Below are 19,012 nucleotides of genomic sequence, written 5' to 3'. Positions count from 1 at the left end.
GGCACATGTCGAACGCAGACTAAGCCCCGACGATAATGTTCAGGGCAGGCGATCAGCCGCACCGGACCGGCAGGAGGAGAAAACGATGGGACGCGCCATCACACCGGAAGAACTGCTTGACTGGGTACCGGGAACCATACTGTCGTCGAGCGACAAGCTCGGCTGGAAGGGGGTTTCCCACCGGGCCTATCACTACACCGGGCTGGACGTATTCATCCCCCCGCTCGACCACTTCATGGTCGTGCGCTACGCCGCCGGCCAGACGCCGATGGACCGCTGCTTCGACGATCGCTGGTCGCGTGCCCAGTGCGCGCCGGGCGACGCCTCGCTGCTGACGATGTCGCAGGCGTCGCACTGGCACTGGACGCAGGATGTCGATGTGTCGCACGTCTATCTGTCGAACACCCTGATGGACCGTGTGGCCAGCGAGGTCACCGAACGCTCGGTGGCCGAGGTGAGGCTGCGCGATGTGCTGTGCGCCAAGGACCCGACGCTGGTCGCCATCACCGACGCCATCACCAGTGAAGCGACGCAGCACGGCATGGGCGGCCCGCTGTACGTCGAGGCGCTCGGCACCCAGCTTGCGGTGCACCTGCTGCGCAATTACGCCGATGTGCGCTTCCGGTCATCGAAAGATCCGGGGCGGTTGTCGTCCGCCCAGTTGCGGCGCGTGCTCGATCTGATCGAATCGCGGCTGCACGAGGCGCTGACGCTGGAAGACATGGCCGTAGCGGCGGGGCTGGGCGTGTGCACCTTCAGTCGCCGGTTCCGCGAAACCCAGGGACGCGCGCCGCACGCCTTCGTGATCGACCAGCGCGTGAAGCGGGCGCGCGAACTGCTGACGATAGGCGATCTGGCGGTGAAGGAAGTTGCGGCCTCGTGCGGTTTCTCCGATCAGGCGCACATGACCCGCGTGCTGCACGCCCGGCTCGGCCTGACGCCGGCAAAACTCAGGGCGTCCGGGCGTTCCGCTGGCTGAGATCGCCGGCAAACGCGTCGATCAGCGTTTGCGTCAGGCCATGCATCGGCCCGATCGCCGTCACGTCGGGCTGCAGCCCGCGACGGAATCCGGCGGTTTCCAGGCGCGCCAGCAACGCCGCATCGGTGCCGATCACATGCACCGGAACCTCCCATGACGCATTCGGCCCGGTGACGCCGCCGATCGGCTGGTGGTCGCCGATCACGATGAGCAGCATGTGCCGCGGCGCCTCTTCACGCAGCCAGCGGGTCAGCCAGTCGAACTGGTAGTGCATCGCATCGATGTAGGCTGGCGTCGGGTCGGTCCACGACACGGGTGCGTTCAGCGCCCGGCTGACATCCTCATCGGAGAACGCGTCGTCCGCGAGCAATCGCTGCGGGTCGGCCAGATACGGCGGCACCGGCCGGAACGGCGCGTGCGTGGTGAGCGTGGGGAACACGATGAAGCGCGGCGTGCGCGGCGCCGACGCGTCGGCGGCATGCAGCGCCACGGTGCGCAGGCCGTAGCTGGCGGCGTCATGCCCTGCGCCCGGCAACTCCTGTTGCTGCAGCAGCGCGATCGACACCTGATCCGGAATGCGCCAGTAGCCAAAGGGCAGGCCGGCATAGCCGGTGTTGTCGGCGTCCGCCAGACGGTCGAAACCGTAGAAGGCACCCTCGGGCCAGGGCCGTTGCAGGCCGGGCATCCAGCCTATCGTTCGGTAGCCGTGCTGCGCGAAGTGGCTGACCAGTGTCGGGCGCTGCGTGGTGAGCAGCAGCGCGTAGTCGTCCGGGTCGTGCGTGTCGATGCCGGACAGCAGTGCCGCGTGCGCCAGCCACGATGCACCGCCGAAAGTGGGCGACGTGACGCGCGCCGACACGACCTGCCGGCCGCCGGTGTCGAGCGCGTGCTGCAGCGCACTGCGGCGTTCCGCCAGCGCGGCGGCCAGTTCCGGGCGGTCGAACGTGATCGCGCCATAGGCTTCGGCGAACAGCACGAACACGTCGGCGCCGCCGAGCGCAGCGATATCGCCGTCGAACACCGGTCCGGGGCCGAGCCGCTGTTCGCCTGCGCTGCGCGACAGCGCACGGCTCAGCAGGCTGGCCTGCGCCGCCACCATCGTACCGACCGGCGGCGCGAACATCCGCTGCAGGTCATGGTGGGCGACCGACGCCGCGCCGTGCGTCAGCAACACGGCAGTCCCGAGCGCGGCCAGCGGCAGCTGCCAGCGTGGCCTGGCGGCCGCGGCGGCAAGCGCGCGCACGCAGGCGCGCACCAGCATGAACAGCAGTGCCAGCCCGGCACAGGCGGCGAGCAGTACGGCGGCAATCTGCCAGCCGGCGGCGAATTCGCCACCCATGCGCGCCAGCTGCCACAGGTGCTGGCCGTCCCAGTAAGCGTTGACCGGCCGGCCGAGCAGCGCCGGAATGGTCACGTCGATGTAGTGCAGCAGCACCCACAGACAGGCGAGCGCCGCGACACCGCCGATTACCCGCGCCGATACGCCACCGCGCCAGCGCGCCCACAGCACCAGAACAATGAGGGCGCCGAACAACTCGACCGACAGGCGCGCCTCGGGGCGCGGCCAGGCGCTCGGCCACAGATTGCCGAAGGCGAGCAGCGCATTGAGCACGATCAGCGCAAGCAGCAGTCGAAGAACGCTGTGAAGCGTCGCGATAACGTGGGGCATGAAAGGACTCAAAATGGCTCAGAGAAGCTCGGACTCCGGCGCTCCGACTTCCGGGTCGGGACCGTCGGCGCGGTGCGGGTGCGCTGCCGGTCGACGAGCCCGGTAGTATCGGGCCGGACAGGCGGCGCCAGAGCGTTCAACGGAGACAGCGCATGACAGACGGTGCAGGTGCAGGTGAAGTGCAGTCGGGCGACAGCCCCTGGTGGCAGGACCTGACGCCGCAGCGTATCGCACAGCGCGCCGCGCGCGGCGGCGTGGCGGTGCTGCCGCTGGCGGCGATCGAACAGCATGGCGAACACCTGCCGCTGAGCACCGATCTCGATATCGCGAACGGACTGGTCGCCGCAGCGCTGCCGCGTGTGCGCGCCGGTGTGCCGGTGTGCGTGCTGCCGCCGCTGACCGTCGGGCTCAGTCTGGAACACACCGCTTTCGCCGGCACCCTGAGCCTGAGCCCCGAAACCGCGCTGGCTGCGCTGTGCGAACTGGGCGACAGCGTGGCGCGTGCCGGTTTCCGGCGCCTGGTGCTGTTCAACAGCCATGGTGGCAACAAGGCGCTGGTCGATCTGGCCGCGCTGAAGCTGCGCGCCGCGCACGGCATGCTGGTGGTGCGTGCCCATTACTTCCGCTTCGCACTGCCGGCGGGCGTGCTCGATGCAGACGAACTTCGGCATGGCCTGCACGGCGGCGCGCTGGAAACCTCGATGATGCTGCATCTGTTGCCGCACGCGGTGCGCCGCGAGGCGCTCGGCGACTTCCGCAGTCTGGGTGCGCGCATGGCGGCCGACGGCTGCCTGCTCGGACCGGAAGGTGAAGCGGGCTTTGGCTGGATGGCGCAGGACCTGCACATCTCGGGCGCCACCGGCAACGCGCAGCACGCCAGCGCCGCACTGGGCGCCCGGCTGGTCGATCACTACGCCGCCCGGCTGGCGCAGCTGATCGACGAGGCGCATGACTTCGATCCGGCACCGCTCAAGCCGGTGCCACGCTGAGCGGGCCGCGGCGTGCTCAGGCACGGCCGGCGCCGTCGGCCAGCGGCCGCATGCCGAGCAGCTCGCCCAGGCTGTGCCCCTGCCGGCGCGCCTTGGTTTCCAGGTAGCGCTGGTTCTGCGACGTGAGGTCACCGTAGATAGCCTGTCGCGCCACCACATTGATGCCGGCATGGCGCAGCGCGTCGATCTTGCCCGGATTGTTGGTCAGCAGCAGCACGCGCGACACGCCCAGCTGATCGAGGATCTGGTGCGCGATGCGGAAATCGCGCTCGTCGTCGCCGAAACCGATGACCTGGTCGGCATCGATGGTGTCGAGGCCGTCGTCCTGCAGCGCGTAGGCGCGCAGCTTGTTCGCCAGCCCGATGCCACGCCCTTCCTGCGACAGGTAGAGCAGTACGCCGCCGCCCTGCGAATTGATTGCCGCGACGCCGCGGCGCAGCTGTTCGCCGCAGTCGCAGCGCAGACTGCCGAACAGATCGCCGGTCAGGCAGGACGAATGCAGCCGCACCGGCACCGGTTCGGCCCAGTCGTCCGGCTCGCCGATGACGATGGCGACGTGCTCGCGCACGCCGTCGGCCTCGCGGAACAGCACGAAGCGTGCTTCTTCGGCGTCGGCCAGCGGAATGCGTGCTTCGCTGATGCGCGTGAGTACGCCGTGACCGCCGTCGCACAGCGCCAGCACGTCGGCCGTACTGACCGACAGCAGATTGCCGCAGGCGATTTCGCCGGCGACCAGCGCGGCGCGCGCCGACAGCACCGGGAAGGCGACCGCTGCCGGCAAGAGCTGTGCGCGTCCGAGCAGGCGCAGCGCGGCTGCAGCGGCCGCGCTGGCCGGCGCGCGCCGCAGACCATCGGGCAGCCGGGCGTCGCGCGCACTGGCCAGCCGGCGCAGCAGCGCGCTGTCGGTCACGCCGGTCGATGTCAGCGCCTGCGCCTCATCGCTGATAAGGTGGCCAAGTGAGGCCAGGCGATGGCGCGACAGCACAAGTTGCGGCACGCTGCCGGTCAGCAGCTGTGCGTCGGCCAGCGCGTCGTCGGTCAGCGCTTCGACCGGCAGGATCAGGGTGTCGCTGCCGGCGTCGGCCAGCAGCACCGGGACGCCGCGTCGCAGGTCAAACAGGGCTCGTTCGGCTTGGCGCATGTCGTGTTTCCGATTCGATATGGATGTTGTTCGAAGACGCCCGCTGCCCGTCCGTTGTCGTGTCGAGGCAGTCACCCCATGAAGGAATGTGTTGCGGATGTCGCTGACCGAAGTCGCCGAAGATGAAGCGTGGGCCCTCGTCCTTCAGGCCCGTTGCGTCGATTGGTCCGCAATCGCGCTGACAAGTTTCCGTCATGAGCACGTCACGCTCGACGTGGCGCAGGGCGGCGGGTGGACGAGTACCCCGCCGGCCGGCCCAGCAGCGGCGGCGCTGTTCGACATCTTCCTGCCGCTGGTGGCGCGTGGCGGGCTGCTCGCCATCGCGCAGATCGGCCAGAGCCTGGACGGACGCATCGCCACCGACAGCGGTCATTCGCACTATATAAATGGCGACGAGGCGCGTCGCCACCTGCACCGGCTGCGTGCGGTGGTCGATGCGGTCGTGGTGGGCGTCGGCACCGCGGATGCCGATCGACCGCAGCTGACGGTGCGCCACGTCGCCGGGCCGCATCCGGTGCGCGTCGTACTCGACCCGCGCGGACGCGCGCAGCGCAGCGGACCGCTGTTCGAACAGGCCGATGCGCCAACGCTGCATGTGGTCGCAGACGGTCACGACAGCGTAGCGTCGCGGGCGTCCGCGCACGTCGAGTGTGTCCATCTGGCCGCCACCGACTGCGGGTTCGCGCCGCAGGCAATGCTCGCGCTGCTCGCCTCGCGCGGGCTGAAGCGGGTGTTGATCGAGGGGGGCGGGGTGACGGTATCGCGCTTCCTGCAGGCCGGCGCACTCGACCGGCTGCACATAATGGTCGCGCCACTGCTGATCGGCTCCGGCCGGCCCGGTCTGACCTTGCCGCCGATCGGCACGCTCGACGAGGCGCTGCGGCCGCGATCTCGCAGCTATGCCTGCGGCAGCGATACGTTGTTCGATCTCGAATTCGACCCGATGCGGGTGCGCTGACGCAGCAGCATCCACGCGCCGGGCAGGCTGGACAGCAGCACCACCAGACCGTAGGTCACGGAAATCGCCACGCCCTGCGCCGGGTCCAGCCCGGCGGCCGCCCAGATCAGGGCGGCTGCGCCTTCGCGCACGCCCCAGCCGGCGACCGACAGCGGAATCGCCATCGCGAACAGCACCCAGGGCAGCAGCGGCCACAGTTCGGCCGTCGGCAGCGTCACGCCGATCATGCGCGCACAGCATATGTATACGGTGATGTAGCTCAGCACGACGCCGGCCGACGCCACAAGCTGCACCGGCCACACCTCGCGCGCCAGCAGGCTGCGCCTGAGCACTGCACCGATGCGCCCGGACAGCTGAGCACGGCGGCGCAGCAGCACAGCCACCGCCACGGCGGCGGAGAGCAGCGCGGCGATGATCCAGCCGGCCCTGCCGTCGACTGCGCGCACCAGCGCAAACTGCAGTGGCGCCGACGCGGCCAGCCCTGCCAGGGCGCACAGCAGCAGCACGAACTGGCCGGATGCGCGCTCGATCACCACCGCCTGCCAGGCGGCGTGGCCGGCATCGCTCTCTCGCGCATGTCGCCATGCACGCGCCGCATCGCCAGCCACGCCACCCGGCAGCACCTGGTTCAGAAAGGTGGCGAGGTAGTACTCGGCGTACGCCTGCCGCCGGCCCAGCGGCGCGCCCAGCCGGGCGGCGGTGTAGCGCCAGCGCCAGGCCGACAGCGCCACCTGCGGCACGCTCAGCAGCAGTGCGGCGATCAGCCAGCCGGGCGATGCACTGGCGATGGCGGCGCCGATCGCCGCGCTGTCCAGCGTCAGAGCCAGGCCGATCAGCAGCGCGGCACCGAGCGCGTAGCGCCGTACGGCGCGGCCTGTGATCATGTGCGTGCGCCCGGCTCGGCGTACAGATCGAAATGGCCCACTTCGATCCGGGTCGAGTCATGCGCCAGTGCCAGTTGCCGGCGCGCGTGCCAGGCTTCGATGCGCGCGGCCGCGTGCGGGCACTGCTCGACGGCTGCGGCGCGCCAGCCGTCGAGCAGTGCGGCCGCGAGCGCGCGCTGGCCGATATCGACCATGTGAATGACCCAGGGACTGTAGGCCAGCGTGACGACAAAACCCTGCGCTTCGAGCAGCGTCGCCAGCCGCGGCGCGGCGCGGGCGCCGAGCGCCGGCCCTGACTTCCTGCCCACACCACCATCGCCAGCGCCCTTGTTTCTTTGCTGGTGCGCGTTGAACGCAGTGCGCACGAAGGCGTCGTCCGGATCGGCCACCTCGCCATCGTCGATCACCCAGTGACCATCCACGCTGAGCACGATCAGCACCGCACAGCCGGCGTAAGTACAGGCGTCGGCAAAGCGGACCAGCCAGCCCTCGTCGACCAGATCGATCAGCGCCGAAGCGCTGACCAGATCGCTGCCGGCAAAGTCGTCCTCGGCCAGCCCGTTCAGCGTACGCAGCCGGGTGTCGACCCCGATCGGCTGGCCGTCGCTGTCGCACAACGCGCCGCAGCTGCCTCGTGCCAGCTCGAGCAGCGCCGGGTCGTGATCGACCAGCAGCCAGTGCTGCGGTCCGGGCAGCCGGGGCGCCAGGTAGTGCGGATTGGCGCCGCTGCCGCTGCCCAGATCGATCAGTCGCAGCGGCCGGCCGGCCCGGGCGCGCAACCAGTCGTGCGCCAGCCGGTTCAGTGTGTCGGCACGGGCGGCTGTGTCGGCTGGGCAGCGCAGTGCGAGCCAGCCGGCGTCGAAAATCGTGTCCGGGTGCGGCGCGTCATATTGCCGAAGCGGGGCGCTCATGCGGCGTGCCTTTCCACGGCGAGCAGATCCCGCAGTGCGCTGGCGAAGGCGTCACCCGCGGCAGTCCAGTCCGGCAGGCCGTCGCGCGCGGCGCGTGCGCCGACGCGCAGCGCGTGACGAGCCGGGGCGTCGCTGATCAAGTGACGCAGCGCAGCCGCCAGCGCCGCCGCATCACCCGGTGCTACGGCGACACCTGCACCCGGCGGCAGGGTGTCGGCCAGCGCGCCGCCGGTCGTCGTGAGCACCGGCAGGCCATGCGCCAGCGCTTCGGTGATCACCATGCCGTAGCCTTCGTAATGCGATGGCAGCACGAACAGGTCGGCCGCCCGCCAGGCGGCGCCCAGTGCGGCATCGCTGCATTCGCCGTGCAGGCGGATGCGCGAGTCGAGGCCGGTGCCGGAAATCTGCGCGGCGACACGCGTCGCATGGTCTGGCGTGCGGGTGGTCGAGCCGATGCAGTCGCAGGTCCAGTCGAGGTCGGCGATCGATGCCAGCGCCGCCACCAGTACATCGTGGCCCTTGCGCGGAGTCACCGTGGCGACGCACAGCAGGCGCGGCGGTTCGTGGTCGGCAGCGGCCAGTGGCGCGGCATCGACACCGGGTTCGACCACTGCGATCGCTTTGCCTTCGACGCCAAGGTGGACCAGCCGGCGCGCGGTGAAGGCACTGCTGGCGATCAGGCCCGCCATGTGTGACAGCGCTGTGCATTCGCTGCGGAGCAGGGCGCTGCGTCGGTCGGCGTTGAGACCGGTTTCGTCGGCCAGCGGATGATGGATCAGCGCGATCAACCGCAGCCGCTGCGCGTGCGCGGCCGCAACTTCAGGCAGACCACCCAGCGCCAGACCGTCGATCACCACGGCGCTGCCATCGGCCAGCGCGGCCAGCGTGCGCTGCAGCGCGCGGCGCGCGCTGTCGTCGGCGTCGGGGAAGCGGCCGGGCAGGCCGGTCACCTCGACCGTCCAGCCGCGTGCGCGCAGCGCGGCCACGATGCGCGCGTCGTAGTGGTAGCCGCCGGTGTGCTGCGCCGGGTTGCCCGCGACGATGAAATGCAGCGTCACAGATCCGCTTCGTAGCCGGCCCAGGCGACATGCGATTCGTGCAGCGTCACCTTCAGTCGGTCCAGCCCGCGACCGCTGTCGCCCAGCCGGCCCTCGCGCGTGGCGGCCGCAATGCGGTCGAACACCACGCGCGCCATGAATTCGGTCGTTGTGTTGCGGCCCTTGAAGGCCGGCTCTTCGTCGAGATTGCGGAAGTTCAGGTCGGCCAGCACCTCGTGCAGCACGGTACTGGCGAGGCCGATGTCGATCACCAGTCCGTCGGCGTCGAGTTCGGCCCGCTGAAAGCACACATCGATCAGGTAGGTGGCGCCGTGCATGCGCTGCGCCGGGCCGAAGATTTCGCCCTGGAAGCTGTGTGCAATCATGATGTGGTCGCGGACGGTAAGGCTGTACATGGGAGTTCCTTGGTAACGGATGCGTGAATGAATACTCAGGCGGATGCGTAACGGATGCGGTGGCACAGCACACCGGCGCCATCGGAGGCCAGCGCGGGCATCAGGTGGGGCAGATCGGCGAAATCGCTTTCACCGCTGATCAGTACATCGAGCCTGTCGTCGACGAGCAGCGACAGCGCGAGTTCCATGCGCCGCCGATAAGACCAGCGCGGCAGCCGCGCAGGCGGCAGATGACCGACCTGGCTGGAACGCAGCGTGAGGCGCTTCGCGTGGAAGGCCTCGCCAAGCGGCAATGCGACCGCCTGCTGGCCGAACCAGCTCATTTCGATCACGGTGGCTTCGAAGCCGGCCATCGCCAGCGCGCTGCGCAGGCCGGCGGCGCTGCCGCTGGCGTGGATGACCAGATCACATTCCGTGGCCGCAGCATCCGGCGTGCGCAAGACGAGGCCGAGCGCGGCAGCCGGCGCGGCGCGGCCCGGGTCGATGTCGAACAGTTCGACCTGCGTGCCCGGGATGCGCGCACACAGCCAGGCGACCAGCGTGCCGACCACGCCGGCGCCGATCACCGCAATGCGATCGCCGACCGATGGCGCAGCGTCCCACACCGCGTTGATCGCGGTTTCCATATTGGCGGCCAGCACGGCGCGCGCAGCCGGCAGGCCGTTGGGCAGCGGCACGACTGCGTCGGCCGGCACCACATAGCGCTGCTGATGCGGATGCAGGCAGAACACGGTGCGGCCGCGCAGCGCCGCAGCCTGATCGTCCATGCCGTCTTCGACGACGCCGACGCTGATGTAGCCGTATTTCACCGGAGCGGGGAAATCACCCTGCTGGAAGGGTGCACGCATGCGCTGGTATTCGCTCGCCGGCACTTCGCCGCGGAACACTAGGCTTTCGGTGCCGCGGCTGATGCCGCTGTAAAGCGCGCGTACGCGCACCTCACCGGCGCGCAGCGCCGGCAGTACTTCGGTGCGCAGTTCGCCGGTGCCGGGCGCGACGGTCCAGAATGCAGACGTCTGGTCGATGGGCGTGTCAGTAGACATGGTTTTTCATCGTGAGCGAACGATTCGGTGCGTCAGGGTATCGAAACGCGAGTTGAAGTATGCAGTCCGATGGACGTGCCGCCATGACTGAAGGTTGCACGATGTCCGACTCTGCAGACCTCGGGACAGCACTCTGGGAGATCGGCGTGGCAGCAGGACTGGACGATGCGCGACCGCGGAACGCGGTGCCGCCGATGTGGGTGGATCTGCTGGCGGGCGGGGCGTTGCTCGCCATTCTGGCAGCCACCTTCACGCATGCATTCGATCAGCCGCCGCGGGTCGGCTTTGCCGTTGTGTTTGTATATATTGCGATGGCTACGCTGCTGCTGCGCCACTGGCCGGACAGGCGTCGGCCGTTGGGCGCGGCGAACCGCGTGACGCTGTTTCGCGCGCTGCTGGTGGCATTGCTGGCCGGCACGCTGTCGAGCCCGGATGCGCTGGCAGCGCAGGCGACGCCATTCGCTGTGCTGGCGCTCGCTGCGTTGCTGCTCGACGGGGTCGATGGCTGGGTCGCGCGCCGCTTCGATTCGGCCAGCGATTTCGGTGCGCGCTTCGACATGGAACTCGACGCCTTCCTGATCGCAGTGTTGTGCCTGGCGCCGGTGCTGCTCGGCAAGGTCGGGCCCTGGGTGTTGGCGATCGGCGCGATGCGCTACGTGTTCGTCGCCGCGATGCCGGTCTGGCGCTGGCTCGACCAGCCGCTGCCGGACAGCCTGCGGCGCAAGGCAGTGTGCGTCGCGCAGGTGGCCTGCCTGCTGGTGTGCCTGCTGCCGGTGGTCGATGCGCGCAGCACCGCCGCACTGCTGGGGTTCGCGCTGCTGGCGCTCGCGGCATCGTTCTTCATCGACATCCGCTGGCTGTACCGCCGGCGGATGCACACTGATTTTCGTCGGATTTCCGACGCCAACCGGGAGGGCTTCCCATGAAAACGACGCATCCGCTGCTGCAGCATCTGTATCGCCCGCTGCTCGTCGCGCTGGCCTGCGGCACATTCGGCACTACGGCACAGGCCGAACCGCGGACCTATGACATCGATCCCGATCACTTCTCGATCGGCTTCGGGGTTGCGCACATCGGCTACGCCGACATCCTCGGTATGTTCCTGAAGGGCAAGGGCAGCTTCGTCTATGACGAACAGACCCGCAAGCTGAGCTCGGGCCGCGTGGTGGTGTCGGCCGACAGCGTGTTCAGCAATCACAAGGCGCGCGACAACCACATTCGCGAGAACGATTTTCTGGATGCCAAGCAGCATCCGGACATCGTGTTCGAAGCGACGGGCTACGAGACGACCGGCCCGACCGCCGGCAAGCTGGCCGGAAAGCTCACGCTGCTCGGCCAGACCCGGCCGGTCACGCTGGACGTGACGCTGAACAAGGCCGCCAGTTATCCGTTCGGCCACAAGAAGCACACGCTGGGCATTTCGGCGCGCACGGCGATACGGCGAAGCGAATGGGGCATGACCTACGGCGTGGAAAAGGGGCTGGTCGGCGATGAAGTGGCACTGACCTTCGAGCTGGAGGCGATCAGGCAGTAGCAGGCTCGCCGCCGATTGAGGGCTGCCGAATTCAGGCCGGCTCGCACGCGTACTGGCGCGACATGTCCTGTTTCATCTGGTCGTACAGCGGCTGCATGAAGGGCGGCAGGTGTGCCATCAGCTCGGTGCGGTAGATGACCGAAGGCACGCGCTTGCCGCGATGTTCGATCGCCCGGCCGATCAGATGGATGCGGAAGCCCAGCGCGGACAGGTGCCGTGCCAGCCGCGCTTCGGTGAGCGTGAACAGGTGTTCTATGCCGTGCAGTTCCGCGGCTACGAGCAGGCCCAGATACAGACCCACCGGTATGTAGGGGAAACGCGGCTGATCGCGCGTGCCCATGTCTTCTTCGGAAATCGCCATCGGGCTGCCGCTGTCGCCCTTCCGCTTGCGGTAGTCGGACAACACCGCCAGGCGCGAAATTTCGACTATGGCACGTCGATCCACCTGCGCCGGATCGATGATCGACCGGTCTATGGCGTCGGTGCAGAGCTTCTCGAATGGCAGCAGCTTTTCCGGCGTATCGGGATCGCACTGGACCAGCCGGACACAGCCGACGATGCGGCCGTGTGCCTGAGCGCGCAACGCAATGTGCAGCGAACGCGCATCGTAGCTGTCGGTTTCCTGGTGGTCGGGATTGGTGTTTTCGTAGCCGAGCTCTTCGCAATACACCGCGTGCCTGACGCGAAACACCTCGTGCTTGAGTTCCTCGGTGACGGCCGCTTCCACCGAAAAATACTTCGCGAAATTCTCTTTTAGGTTTCCGACTTCGAGCAGAAACATGATGATCTGACCACGAAAGACGACGCTGGATGCGTTCCGCGACGTGACGGCAGTATGCGGCTACTCCACCTTCTTCAGATATTCCTTTGTGAATATCTTGTCCGGGAGTTCGCGCAACTGCAATGCACTGTATTCAAGCACAGATTGATCGCCTTCCCTGAGGGCATCCTGCATGACCAGTCGCGTCGGACGCAATTTTCCGCCCAAGGTCTTGTACTCGTCGTAAATACAGGTTTTCAGCAGCTTTCCGGAGACTGAATAGAATTCAGCCTTGTGCGGCGCGCCATTGTTCGCACGGACCCAGTACAGAACGCGGGCGTAGGTCACCGAGCGATCCACTGCCGTGAGCTCCAGTGCGTGGTGATCGACGCCGTCGATCTTCTCGACGCCGATCAGTCTGGGCGTGTAGTCACCGGAAAAATTGGCACGCGCCAAGTCACCGTTGGCAACCTGACCGGTCAGCCGCTGGGCGAGGGACAGGCGTACGGGCTGCGACACGGTCGGAAGGAATGCCCACAGGTCGCGTTCCTTCATCAGCAGTATCTGTCCGCGCTCGGACGCCGGTTCGATGGTCTGGATGATCGTGTTGCTGCTGCCCTTGGACAGAATCCTGAACTTGCGGAATTCTTCACCGCTCGCGCTGTTCGACGTGATGCTGACTTCGACCTGGAAGGCCTCACGCGGGAAGCGGATCGAGTCGGCCTTTTCCACTATACTCGCGGCATCCTGAGCAAAGGCAGGCTGGGCAACAAGAAATGCCGAACCGAGTGCGACAGAAGCGAGTACGGCGCGCGCAAGCGATGCCAGGCGATTCGGGACGGCTGCAGGGTGCAGGAAGCATGTCGGCCGTGCAGCCGGACGGATGCAGGAAAGCAATGCCATTCGTGATGTCTCCAGTGGCGGGCGTTTCGCCCTCAACTCTAGCCGGGCGTATTGATGAATAACGTCGTCCAGATCCGGAACGTGAGCCGCAGTTACATGCTGGGCGGCCAGCTGGTGACCGCTTTGAAGAATATCACGCTCGATATTGAGGACGGCGTCTTCATCGCCATCGCCGGCCCGTCCGGCAGCGGCAAGTCGACCCTGCTCAATCTGATCGGTTGCATCGATACACCGACCAGCGGGCAGATACTGATAAACGGTCAGGATGTGTCCGGGCAGACGCCGGATCAGCTGGCCGGTCTGCGCGCACGCACCATCGGTTTCATCTTTCAGACCTTCAATCTGCTGCCGGTTCTGACCGCCTACGAAAACGTCGAGTATCCGCTGCTTCAGCTGCCGGAAGTCGGCAAGGAAGAACGTGACCGTCGCGTCCGCTATTTTCTGGACGTGGTCGGACTGGGCAAAAAAATGAATAATCGGCCGAACGAACTGTCCGGCGGCCAGCGCCAGCGCGTGGCGATCGCCCGTGCGCTGGCCGTGCAGCCCACCATCGTGCTGGCAGACGAACCCACCGCGAACCTTGATCGCAAGACGGGTGACGCCATTCTTGAATTGATGCGTGAGATCAACCGTACCTTGAAGACAACCTTCATTTTTTCCACGCACGACAAGCGCGTCATGTCGATGGCCGACCGTCTGGTTCGCATCGAGGACGGCGAATTGACCGCACTGGGCGTACAGAAATCGCCGGGTGAGTGGTCTTATGTGAAGCCGCCGAAGCCGGCTGCCAACAAGGCGGCGTGATGATGTCCCGAGTCAAGTCCCCGATGAAGCGGAACGCGGTCCTATCGTTGCTGGCTGTCGCGCTGCTTGCTGCATTTGCGCCGGCGCACGCCGCAGATCCGCTGGATGACCTGTTCCTCGACGCGCCGGCTGCAGACACGCCGGCGAAGTCGGAAGCCGGCAATGCATTGCCTGATCTGGGCGAAGCGTCGGCGCCCGCGACCTCCGGCTGGAAGGGTTTCACGCAGTTTGAGCTGGCTCGCACGGTCGCCGGCGAAAGTCACTGGTCGAAGGCACGCTGGCGCAATGAACTGGGGCGTAGCGGCAGCTTCGGACAGGGCATCAAGTGGAAGGCTTTCGGGCGCGTCGATTACGACTTCGCCTATGGCTGGGAAGACGACTTCTATAACGCGAACGTGCGCGACGACAAGCGCAGCGAGTTCCAGTGGCGCGAAGTGTTCGTCGACGTGCCGCTCGGCAACATGGAGCTTCGGCTCGGCCGCCAGCACATCGTGTGGGGGGAAATGGTCGGTCTGTTCTTCGCCGACGTCGTATCCGCCAAGGACACCCGCGAGTTCTTCAACCCGGAATTCGACCAGTTGCGCATTCCACAGTGGGCCGCGCGCGCCGAGTATTTCATGGGCAACGTGCACGCCGAAATCGTGTGGATACCCTATGTCAGCGTCGACAACATCGGGCGTTTCGGCGGCGACTACTACCCTGTCCAGCCTGAGATCTCCGGGCTGACGGCGGTCTACAACGATCAGGTGCGACCGGATCGCAAGCTGAGCAATTCCAATTACGGCTTGCGCGTCAGCACGCTGGTCAAGGGCTGGGACCTTTCGGCCTTCTATTACCGCAGCCTCGACGTCAATCCGACCTTTGCCCGCCAGATCGTCGGTCCGACCGCGGTCTATACGCCGGAACATGACTGGATACATCAGTACGGCTCGACGCTGAGCAAGGATTTCGGCCGCGTACTGCTGCGTGCAGAAGGCGTGCTGACGCTGGACCGTCGCGTGCCGACGTCGCTGCCCGGCGCGGACGGTCTCGTCAAGCAGAACATGGTCGACTACGCGGTCGGCCTCGACTTCCCGCTCGAGAACGAAGCACGTTTCAACGTCCAGTACTTCGAGCGATATCACAACGATCGCCCACCGGAACTGCTGGCGTCCAAGCGCGAGAACGGCATGTCGCTGCTGTATCACCACAAGTTCGGCGAACGCGTGGAAGGCGAGGTGCTGTGGGTGCAGTCATTGGTGCGCAACGACTACATGTTCCGGCCGAAGGTCATCTGGCGCGTGCAGTCGAATCTGCGTGCCATGTTCGGCGCCGACCTGTTCGGCGGCAACTCGAACGGTTTCTTCGGTCGTTACGGAGAATCGGATCGCTACTACGGCGAAATGCGCTACTCATTCTGAGCCGAAAGCGGGGTCGTCAATGCGAGTACTGATTACGGGTGGCGCGGGTTTCATCGGCTCGCATACCGCCGATGCGCTTCTCGCATGCGGTCACAGCGTGCGTGCGCTCGACATCCTGGATCCGCAGATACACGGAGAGGACCGACAACGACCGGTCTACCTCGCGCCTGAAGTCGAGTTGATGGTCGGAGACGTGTGTGATGCAGCCGATGTCGCACGCGCACTGGAAGGCGTGGATGCCGTGTTTCACTTCGCGTCGCTGACCGGCGTCGGGCAGAGCATGTACGACATGGCCCACTATGTGCGCGTGAATTGCCTCGGCACGACGACCCTGATCGAGGGCATCGTGAAGGGCGGACACAAGCTCAAGCGCTTCCTGCTGTCATCGTCGCGGGCCATCTACGGCGAGGGCGCCTACCGGTGCGCCGAACATGGCGTGCAGTTTCCTGGCGCCCGTGCCCGGGAGCGTCTGCAGGCGGGCCGGTTCGCCATGCCCTGTCCGGTGTGCGGGGCTGACCTCGAAGTAATTCCGACGCCCGAAAACAAGCTGTCAGAGCCGTTTTCGGTCTACGCGATCACCAAGAAGCAGCAGGAAGATTATGTGCGGTACGCCGCATCGACCTTCGGTATACCGGCCACCATCCTGCGTTACTTCAATGTGTTCGGCTCACGCCAGTCCCTGCGCAATCCGTACACCGGCGTGGTGTCGATCTTTTACTCGCGCATCTGTGCCGGTCAGCCGATCTCGGTCTACGAAGGTGGCCTGCCAGTGCGCGACTTCGTGCATGTATCGGATGTGGTGGCTGCCAACCTGCTGTCGCTCACGCAGGACGTGGCGCCCGGCGCCGTCTTCAATGTGGGTGCGGGGGTTTCCAGCACCATCGCAGACATCGCGAACGCGCTCGCCCGCGCCGCCGGAAAGCCGGTGTCGATGGAAGACAAGGGCGAGTTCCGGGTGGGCGACATCTTCGGTTGCGTCGCAGATCTGAGCATCTCGCGCGCGCAGCTCGGCTATGAGCCGGCCTGCACACTCGATGCCGGCATGGCCGAATTCGAGACCTGGGCGCGTACGCAGGCGTCCGAAGATCGTTATCAACAGACAGTTTCCGAGCTGACCCGTTTCGGACTGTTCGGTCGCGCCGGAGGCGCATGATGACGGCGCGCCGCCGCGTGCTGTTCGTGGCGGAAGCGGTGTCGCTGGCGCACGTCGCCCGCCCGGTCGTGCTCGCTCAGGCGCTCGCGCCAGAATGTGACGTCAGTATTGCGTCGGCCGGGGCTTTCGACCTGTGCCTGCGCGGTACGGGTCTGTCGCGCATCGGCCTCGACAGCATTCCGCCCGCGCTTTTCCTCGAGCGTCTTGCCGAAGGTGCGCCGTTGTACACCCAGGCCGAACTCGCGCGCTACATCGAGCAGGATGTCGATCTGCTCCAGCGCGAAAAGCCCGATGTCGTGGTCGGCGACTTCCGGCTGTCGCTCAGTGTGTCGGCGCGGGTGGCGGGCATTCCTTACATGGCGTTGTGCAATGCGCACTGGAGTCCGTGGTCTGTGCATCGGCGCTTTCCTCTGCCCGACATCACGCTCACCCGCCTGCTCGGCCCGGCCCTGGCCACACCCATTTTCCGGATGGCGCAGCCCATCGCGTTCCGCCTGCATGCCCGACCGCTCAATGCACTGCGGCGCAAACATGGCTTGTCGACCTTTTCCGATGTCCGATACGCCTATACCGATGGCGATTTCACGCTGTATGCCGACACGCCCTCCCTGGTGCCGGTCAGCGCAGACTGCCCGTTGAATCATCACTTCATCGGCCCCATCGTCTGGTCACCGGATACGCCGTTGCCCGAGTGGTGGACGCAGATTCCCGTTGGGCCGCTGGCTTATGTGACCCTGGGGTCGACCGGACGTGTTGACCTCCTGCCGGCACTGTTCGAAGTGCTGGAGCAGCAGGGCGTCCGGTGCATGACCGCCACGGCCGGGCGCTCGAACATCGCCGCCAGCAGTGCATCATGCTTCGTCGCGGACTATCTGCCCGGTGCTGCGGCGGCCGCGCGCGCGGATTTCGTCATCTGCAATGGTGGCAGTGCGACCGTCTATCAGGCGCTATCGGAAGGTCGGCCGGTGATCGGGCTGTGCTCGAACATGGACCAGTTCCTCACCATGTCGCGGGTGCAGGATGCGGGAGCCGGCATCTGTCTTCGTGCAGGGACGGTGAACAGTGATGAGTTGCGGGCCGCCGTTGATCGCATGGTCGGCGAACCGGGCTTCAGGGATGCAGCTACGCGCGTACGCGCCGATTTCGCCGGTTTCAATGCAGGCATGCGATTGCACGACCTGATCAGGGCACATATCAGGGTCTGAATCACCCACCTTGAAGAAGGCGGGATTCGATCTGCCTGCGATTTCAGGACGAAAAAAAACGGGAGCTCGCGCTCCCGTTTTTCTCAATCGGTTTTAACCGATCAGGCCTTGCGGCGACGTGCCAGGCTGAGAGCGCCCAGAGCGAGGCCAGCCAGTGCCAGCGTGCCGGGTTCCGGAATGCCTTGAGCAACCCCGTTGAAGTCAGTCTGGAACAGGATGTCCGGACCCGCAGCGACCAAACGGTCGTTAATAATAACCGTACCGCCATTGACCAAGCCGATATTCGGGACCTGTCCAACGATCACCGCAGAGGCATCCACCGACTGGAACGGGAGATTCTGGCTGATGTTCGTGATCACGAACGAGGTGAGCTCGACGTTCCAAAAATTAAGATCATAGACAGTCGGAGTGACCGTCAGCAGATCAAATTCGGGAGTCGCACCTGAGCCGGTAACCGACGGGGTACCCTGAAACGGGCCGGTACCATTCGAGGCATCATTGTCACCACCAACCACGCCCAGCGTGGTACTGGCAGTGAAGGTCGAAGTCGTGCCTGCACCTCCGGCTCCGATCGTGCCTTCAAACACCAGCGTACCGGTGTTAAAACCCGTGCCGGCGGCGTAGTTGGACGCTGCAGTAGCGTCCAGATCCTTCACGAAAATACGGAAGAAATTATTCGTCTGGGTCGCAGCCAGGTCGAACCGTGCGAGGTTCTCGCCACCATCCGGGATCGCCAGGTAAACGATCTCGTCGTAAGCAAGCTCGAAGGTGATTTCGTACTTGTTGGCCGTGCTGCCCGAGCCATTGAACAATTGCGCCGTTGCGCCAGTGCCGCCGAGGAAGGCGGACAGGCGACCCTGCGAATAAACCGTGAATTGGTTGCCGAATGTATTCCCGCGAGCGCCGGCAACACCGTCGTTGATACCGTTTGCCAGATCGACAAACGCTTGATTGCCATTCTGGGCGAGAACCGGCGACGGTGCCCAGTCAAATGCCGTGATACCACTGACAACGCCGTTGGGGGTAGTGATCGACACGGGATCGGCTTGCGCCGCCATCGAAAAACCACCGGCGAGCGCTGCTGCTATTGCAAGCTTCGAAAATTTGATCATTTTGAACTCCGACTGGTAGGTGACTAGAACCACGAGTACCGATAAGCAATCTACGAGCCAGTTTGTTTGATTTATTTTAAGTCAATGAATTAAATGAATTTTATTTTTTCCAAA

At 65.9% G+C, this 19,012-nt stretch carries 19 protein-coding genes; 9 read left to right on the top strand and 10 right to left on the bottom strand.

Annotated features, from left to right (window positions below; all coding sequences use genetic code 11):
* Positions 1-85: 85 nt before the first annotated feature.
* Positions 86-979 carry a helix-turn-helix domain-containing protein gene (locus BSY238_RS05540; RefSeq protein ID WP_069038254.1) on the top strand — a complete coding sequence of 298 codons (894 nt, stop codon included), beginning with the start codon at positions 86-88 and terminating at the stop codon, positions 977-979.
* Here the strand turns inward: BSY238_RS05540 and BSY238_RS05535 are convergent.
* On the bottom strand, positions 951-2,648 hold the full coding sequence (locus tag BSY238_RS05535; RefSeq protein ID WP_069038253.1) for a sulfatase-like hydrolase/transferase: 1,698 nt from the start codon (positions 2,646-2,648) through the stop codon (positions 951-953). The two genes, BSY238_RS05540 and BSY238_RS05535, sit on opposite strands and share 29 nt — an antisense overlap.
* 152 nt (positions 2,649-2,800) lie before the next feature.
* On the opposite strand from BSY238_RS05535, the gene BSY238_RS05530 reads away from it, so the two are divergent.
* A complete protein-coding gene (locus tag BSY238_RS05530; protein WP_190295058.1) occupies positions 2,801-3,637 on the top strand; it encodes a creatininase family protein in 837 nt (278 codons plus the stop codon).
* A gap of 16 nt (positions 3,638-3,653) precedes the next feature.
* Here the strand turns inward: BSY238_RS05530 and BSY238_RS05525 are convergent, their stop codons facing one another.
* A complete protein-coding gene (locus BSY238_RS05525; protein WP_069038252.1) occupies positions 3,654-4,778 on the bottom strand; it encodes a GTP cyclohydrolase II in 1,125 nt (374 codons plus the stop codon).
* A gap of 97 nt (positions 4,779-4,875) precedes the next feature.
* On the opposite strand from BSY238_RS05525, the gene BSY238_RS05520 reads away from it, so the two are divergent.
* Positions 4,876-5,736, top strand: a complete 861-nt coding sequence (locus BSY238_RS05520; protein WP_069038251.1) for a RibD family protein — start codon at positions 4,876-4,878, stop codon at positions 5,734-5,736.
* On the opposite strand, the gene BSY238_RS05515 is transcribed toward BSY238_RS05520, so the two are convergent.
* The 5 genes from BSY238_RS05515 to BSY238_RS05495 are packed head-to-tail and all read right to left on the bottom strand — an operon-like array spanning position 5,676 to position 10,027.
* On the bottom strand, positions 5,676-6,620 hold the full coding sequence (locus tag BSY238_RS05515) for a lysylphosphatidylglycerol synthase transmembrane domain-containing protein (protein WP_069038250.1): 945 nt from the start codon (positions 6,618-6,620) through the stop codon (positions 5,676-5,678). The two genes, BSY238_RS05520 and BSY238_RS05515, sit on opposite strands and share 61 nt — an antisense overlap.
* Entirely contained in the window at positions 6,617-7,531 is a 915-nt protein-coding gene (locus tag BSY238_RS05510) for a hypothetical protein (protein ID WP_069038249.1), read from the bottom strand. The genes BSY238_RS05515 and BSY238_RS05510 overlap by 4 nt, the downstream gene beginning before the upstream one ends.
* Positions 7,528-8,589, bottom strand: a complete 1,062-nt coding sequence (locus BSY238_RS05505) for a glycosyltransferase family 4 protein (RefSeq protein ID WP_223300281.1) — start codon at positions 8,587-8,589, stop codon at positions 7,528-7,530. The genes BSY238_RS05510 and BSY238_RS05505 overlap by 4 nt, the downstream gene beginning before the upstream one ends.
* Positions 8,586-8,984 carry a 6-pyruvoyl trahydropterin synthase family protein gene (locus BSY238_RS18710; RefSeq protein WP_069038248.1) on the bottom strand — a complete coding sequence of 133 codons (399 nt, stop codon included), beginning with the start codon at positions 8,982-8,984 and terminating at the stop codon, positions 8,586-8,588. The genes BSY238_RS05505 and BSY238_RS18710 overlap by 4 nt, the downstream gene beginning before the upstream one ends.
* A gap of 35 nt (positions 8,985-9,019) precedes the next feature.
* Positions 9,020-10,027, bottom strand: coding sequence for a zinc-dependent alcohol dehydrogenase (locus BSY238_RS05495; protein WP_069038247.1), 1,008 nt, complete (start codon positions 10,025-10,027; stop codon positions 9,020-9,022).
* A gap of 146 nt (positions 10,028-10,173) precedes the next feature.
* On the opposite strand from BSY238_RS05495, the gene BSY238_RS05490 reads away from it, so the two are divergent.
* Positions 10,174-10,953, top strand: coding sequence for a CDP-alcohol phosphatidyltransferase family protein (locus BSY238_RS05490; protein WP_223300280.1), 780 nt, complete (start codon positions 10,174-10,176; stop codon positions 10,951-10,953).
* Complete coding sequence (locus BSY238_RS05485; protein ID WP_083223935.1) at positions 10,950-11,561, top strand: YceI family protein; 612 nt, start codon at positions 10,950-10,952, stop codon at positions 11,559-11,561. Before BSY238_RS05490 ends, BSY238_RS05485 begins: the two co-directional genes overlap by 4 nt.
* 31 nt (positions 11,562-11,592) lie before the next feature.
* Here BSY238_RS05485 and BSY238_RS05480 read toward each other — a convergent pair whose 3' ends face one another.
* Positions 11,593-12,342: a PEP-CTERM/exosortase system-associated acyltransferase gene (locus BSY238_RS05480; protein WP_069038246.1), complete on the bottom strand. Its 750-nt coding sequence runs from the start codon at positions 12,340-12,342 to the stop codon at positions 11,593-11,595.
* A 60-nt stretch (positions 12,343-12,402) separates the two neighbouring features.
* A complete protein-coding gene (locus tag BSY238_RS05475) occupies positions 12,403-13,260 on the bottom strand; it encodes an outer membrane lipoprotein-sorting protein (protein ID WP_223300279.1) in 858 nt (285 codons plus the stop codon).
* An 18-nt stretch (positions 13,261-13,278) separates the two neighbouring features.
* Between BSY238_RS05475 and BSY238_RS05470 the strand changes: the two genes are divergently transcribed.
* From BSY238_RS05470 to BSY238_RS05455, 4 genes are read left to right on the top strand one after another with little or no spacing between them, the layout of a single operon-like run.
* Positions 13,279-14,028: an ABC transporter ATP-binding protein gene (locus BSY238_RS05470; RefSeq protein ID WP_069038245.1), complete on the top strand. Its 750-nt coding sequence runs from the start codon at positions 13,279-13,281 to the stop codon at positions 14,026-14,028.
* Between the two features lie 23 nt (positions 14,029-14,051).
* Positions 14,052-15,428, top strand: a complete 1,377-nt coding sequence (locus BSY238_RS05465) for a DUF1302 family protein (protein ID WP_190295057.1) — start codon at positions 14,052-14,054, stop codon at positions 15,426-15,428.
* A gap of 19 nt (positions 15,429-15,447) precedes the next feature.
* A complete protein-coding gene (locus BSY238_RS05460) occupies positions 15,448-16,581 on the top strand; it encodes an NAD-dependent epimerase/dehydratase family protein (protein WP_069038244.1) in 1,134 nt (377 codons plus the stop codon).
* Entirely contained in the window at positions 16,578-17,786 is a 1,209-nt protein-coding gene (locus BSY238_RS05455) for a glycosyltransferase (protein ID WP_223300278.1), read from the top strand. Before BSY238_RS05460 ends, BSY238_RS05455 begins: the two co-directional genes overlap by 4 nt.
* A gap of 101 nt (positions 17,787-17,887) precedes the next feature.
* Here the strand turns inward: BSY238_RS05455 and BSY238_RS05450 are convergent, their stop codons facing one another.
* Positions 17,888-18,898, bottom strand: a complete 1,011-nt coding sequence (locus BSY238_RS05450; RefSeq protein WP_069038243.1) for a PEP-CTERM sorting domain-containing protein — start codon at positions 18,896-18,898, stop codon at positions 17,888-17,890.
* Between the last annotated feature and the right edge of the window lie 114 nt (positions 18,899-19,012).

Origin of the sequence: Methyloversatilis sp. RAC08 (assembly GCF_001713355.1) — a bacterium.
In the GTDB taxonomy this organism is placed as follows: domain Bacteria; phylum Pseudomonadota; class Gammaproteobacteria; order Burkholderiales; family Rhodocyclaceae; genus Methyloversatilis.
The sequence above is the reverse complement of the archived record's forward strand: the minus strand, read 5'-3'. Positions and strand labels throughout refer to the sequence as shown.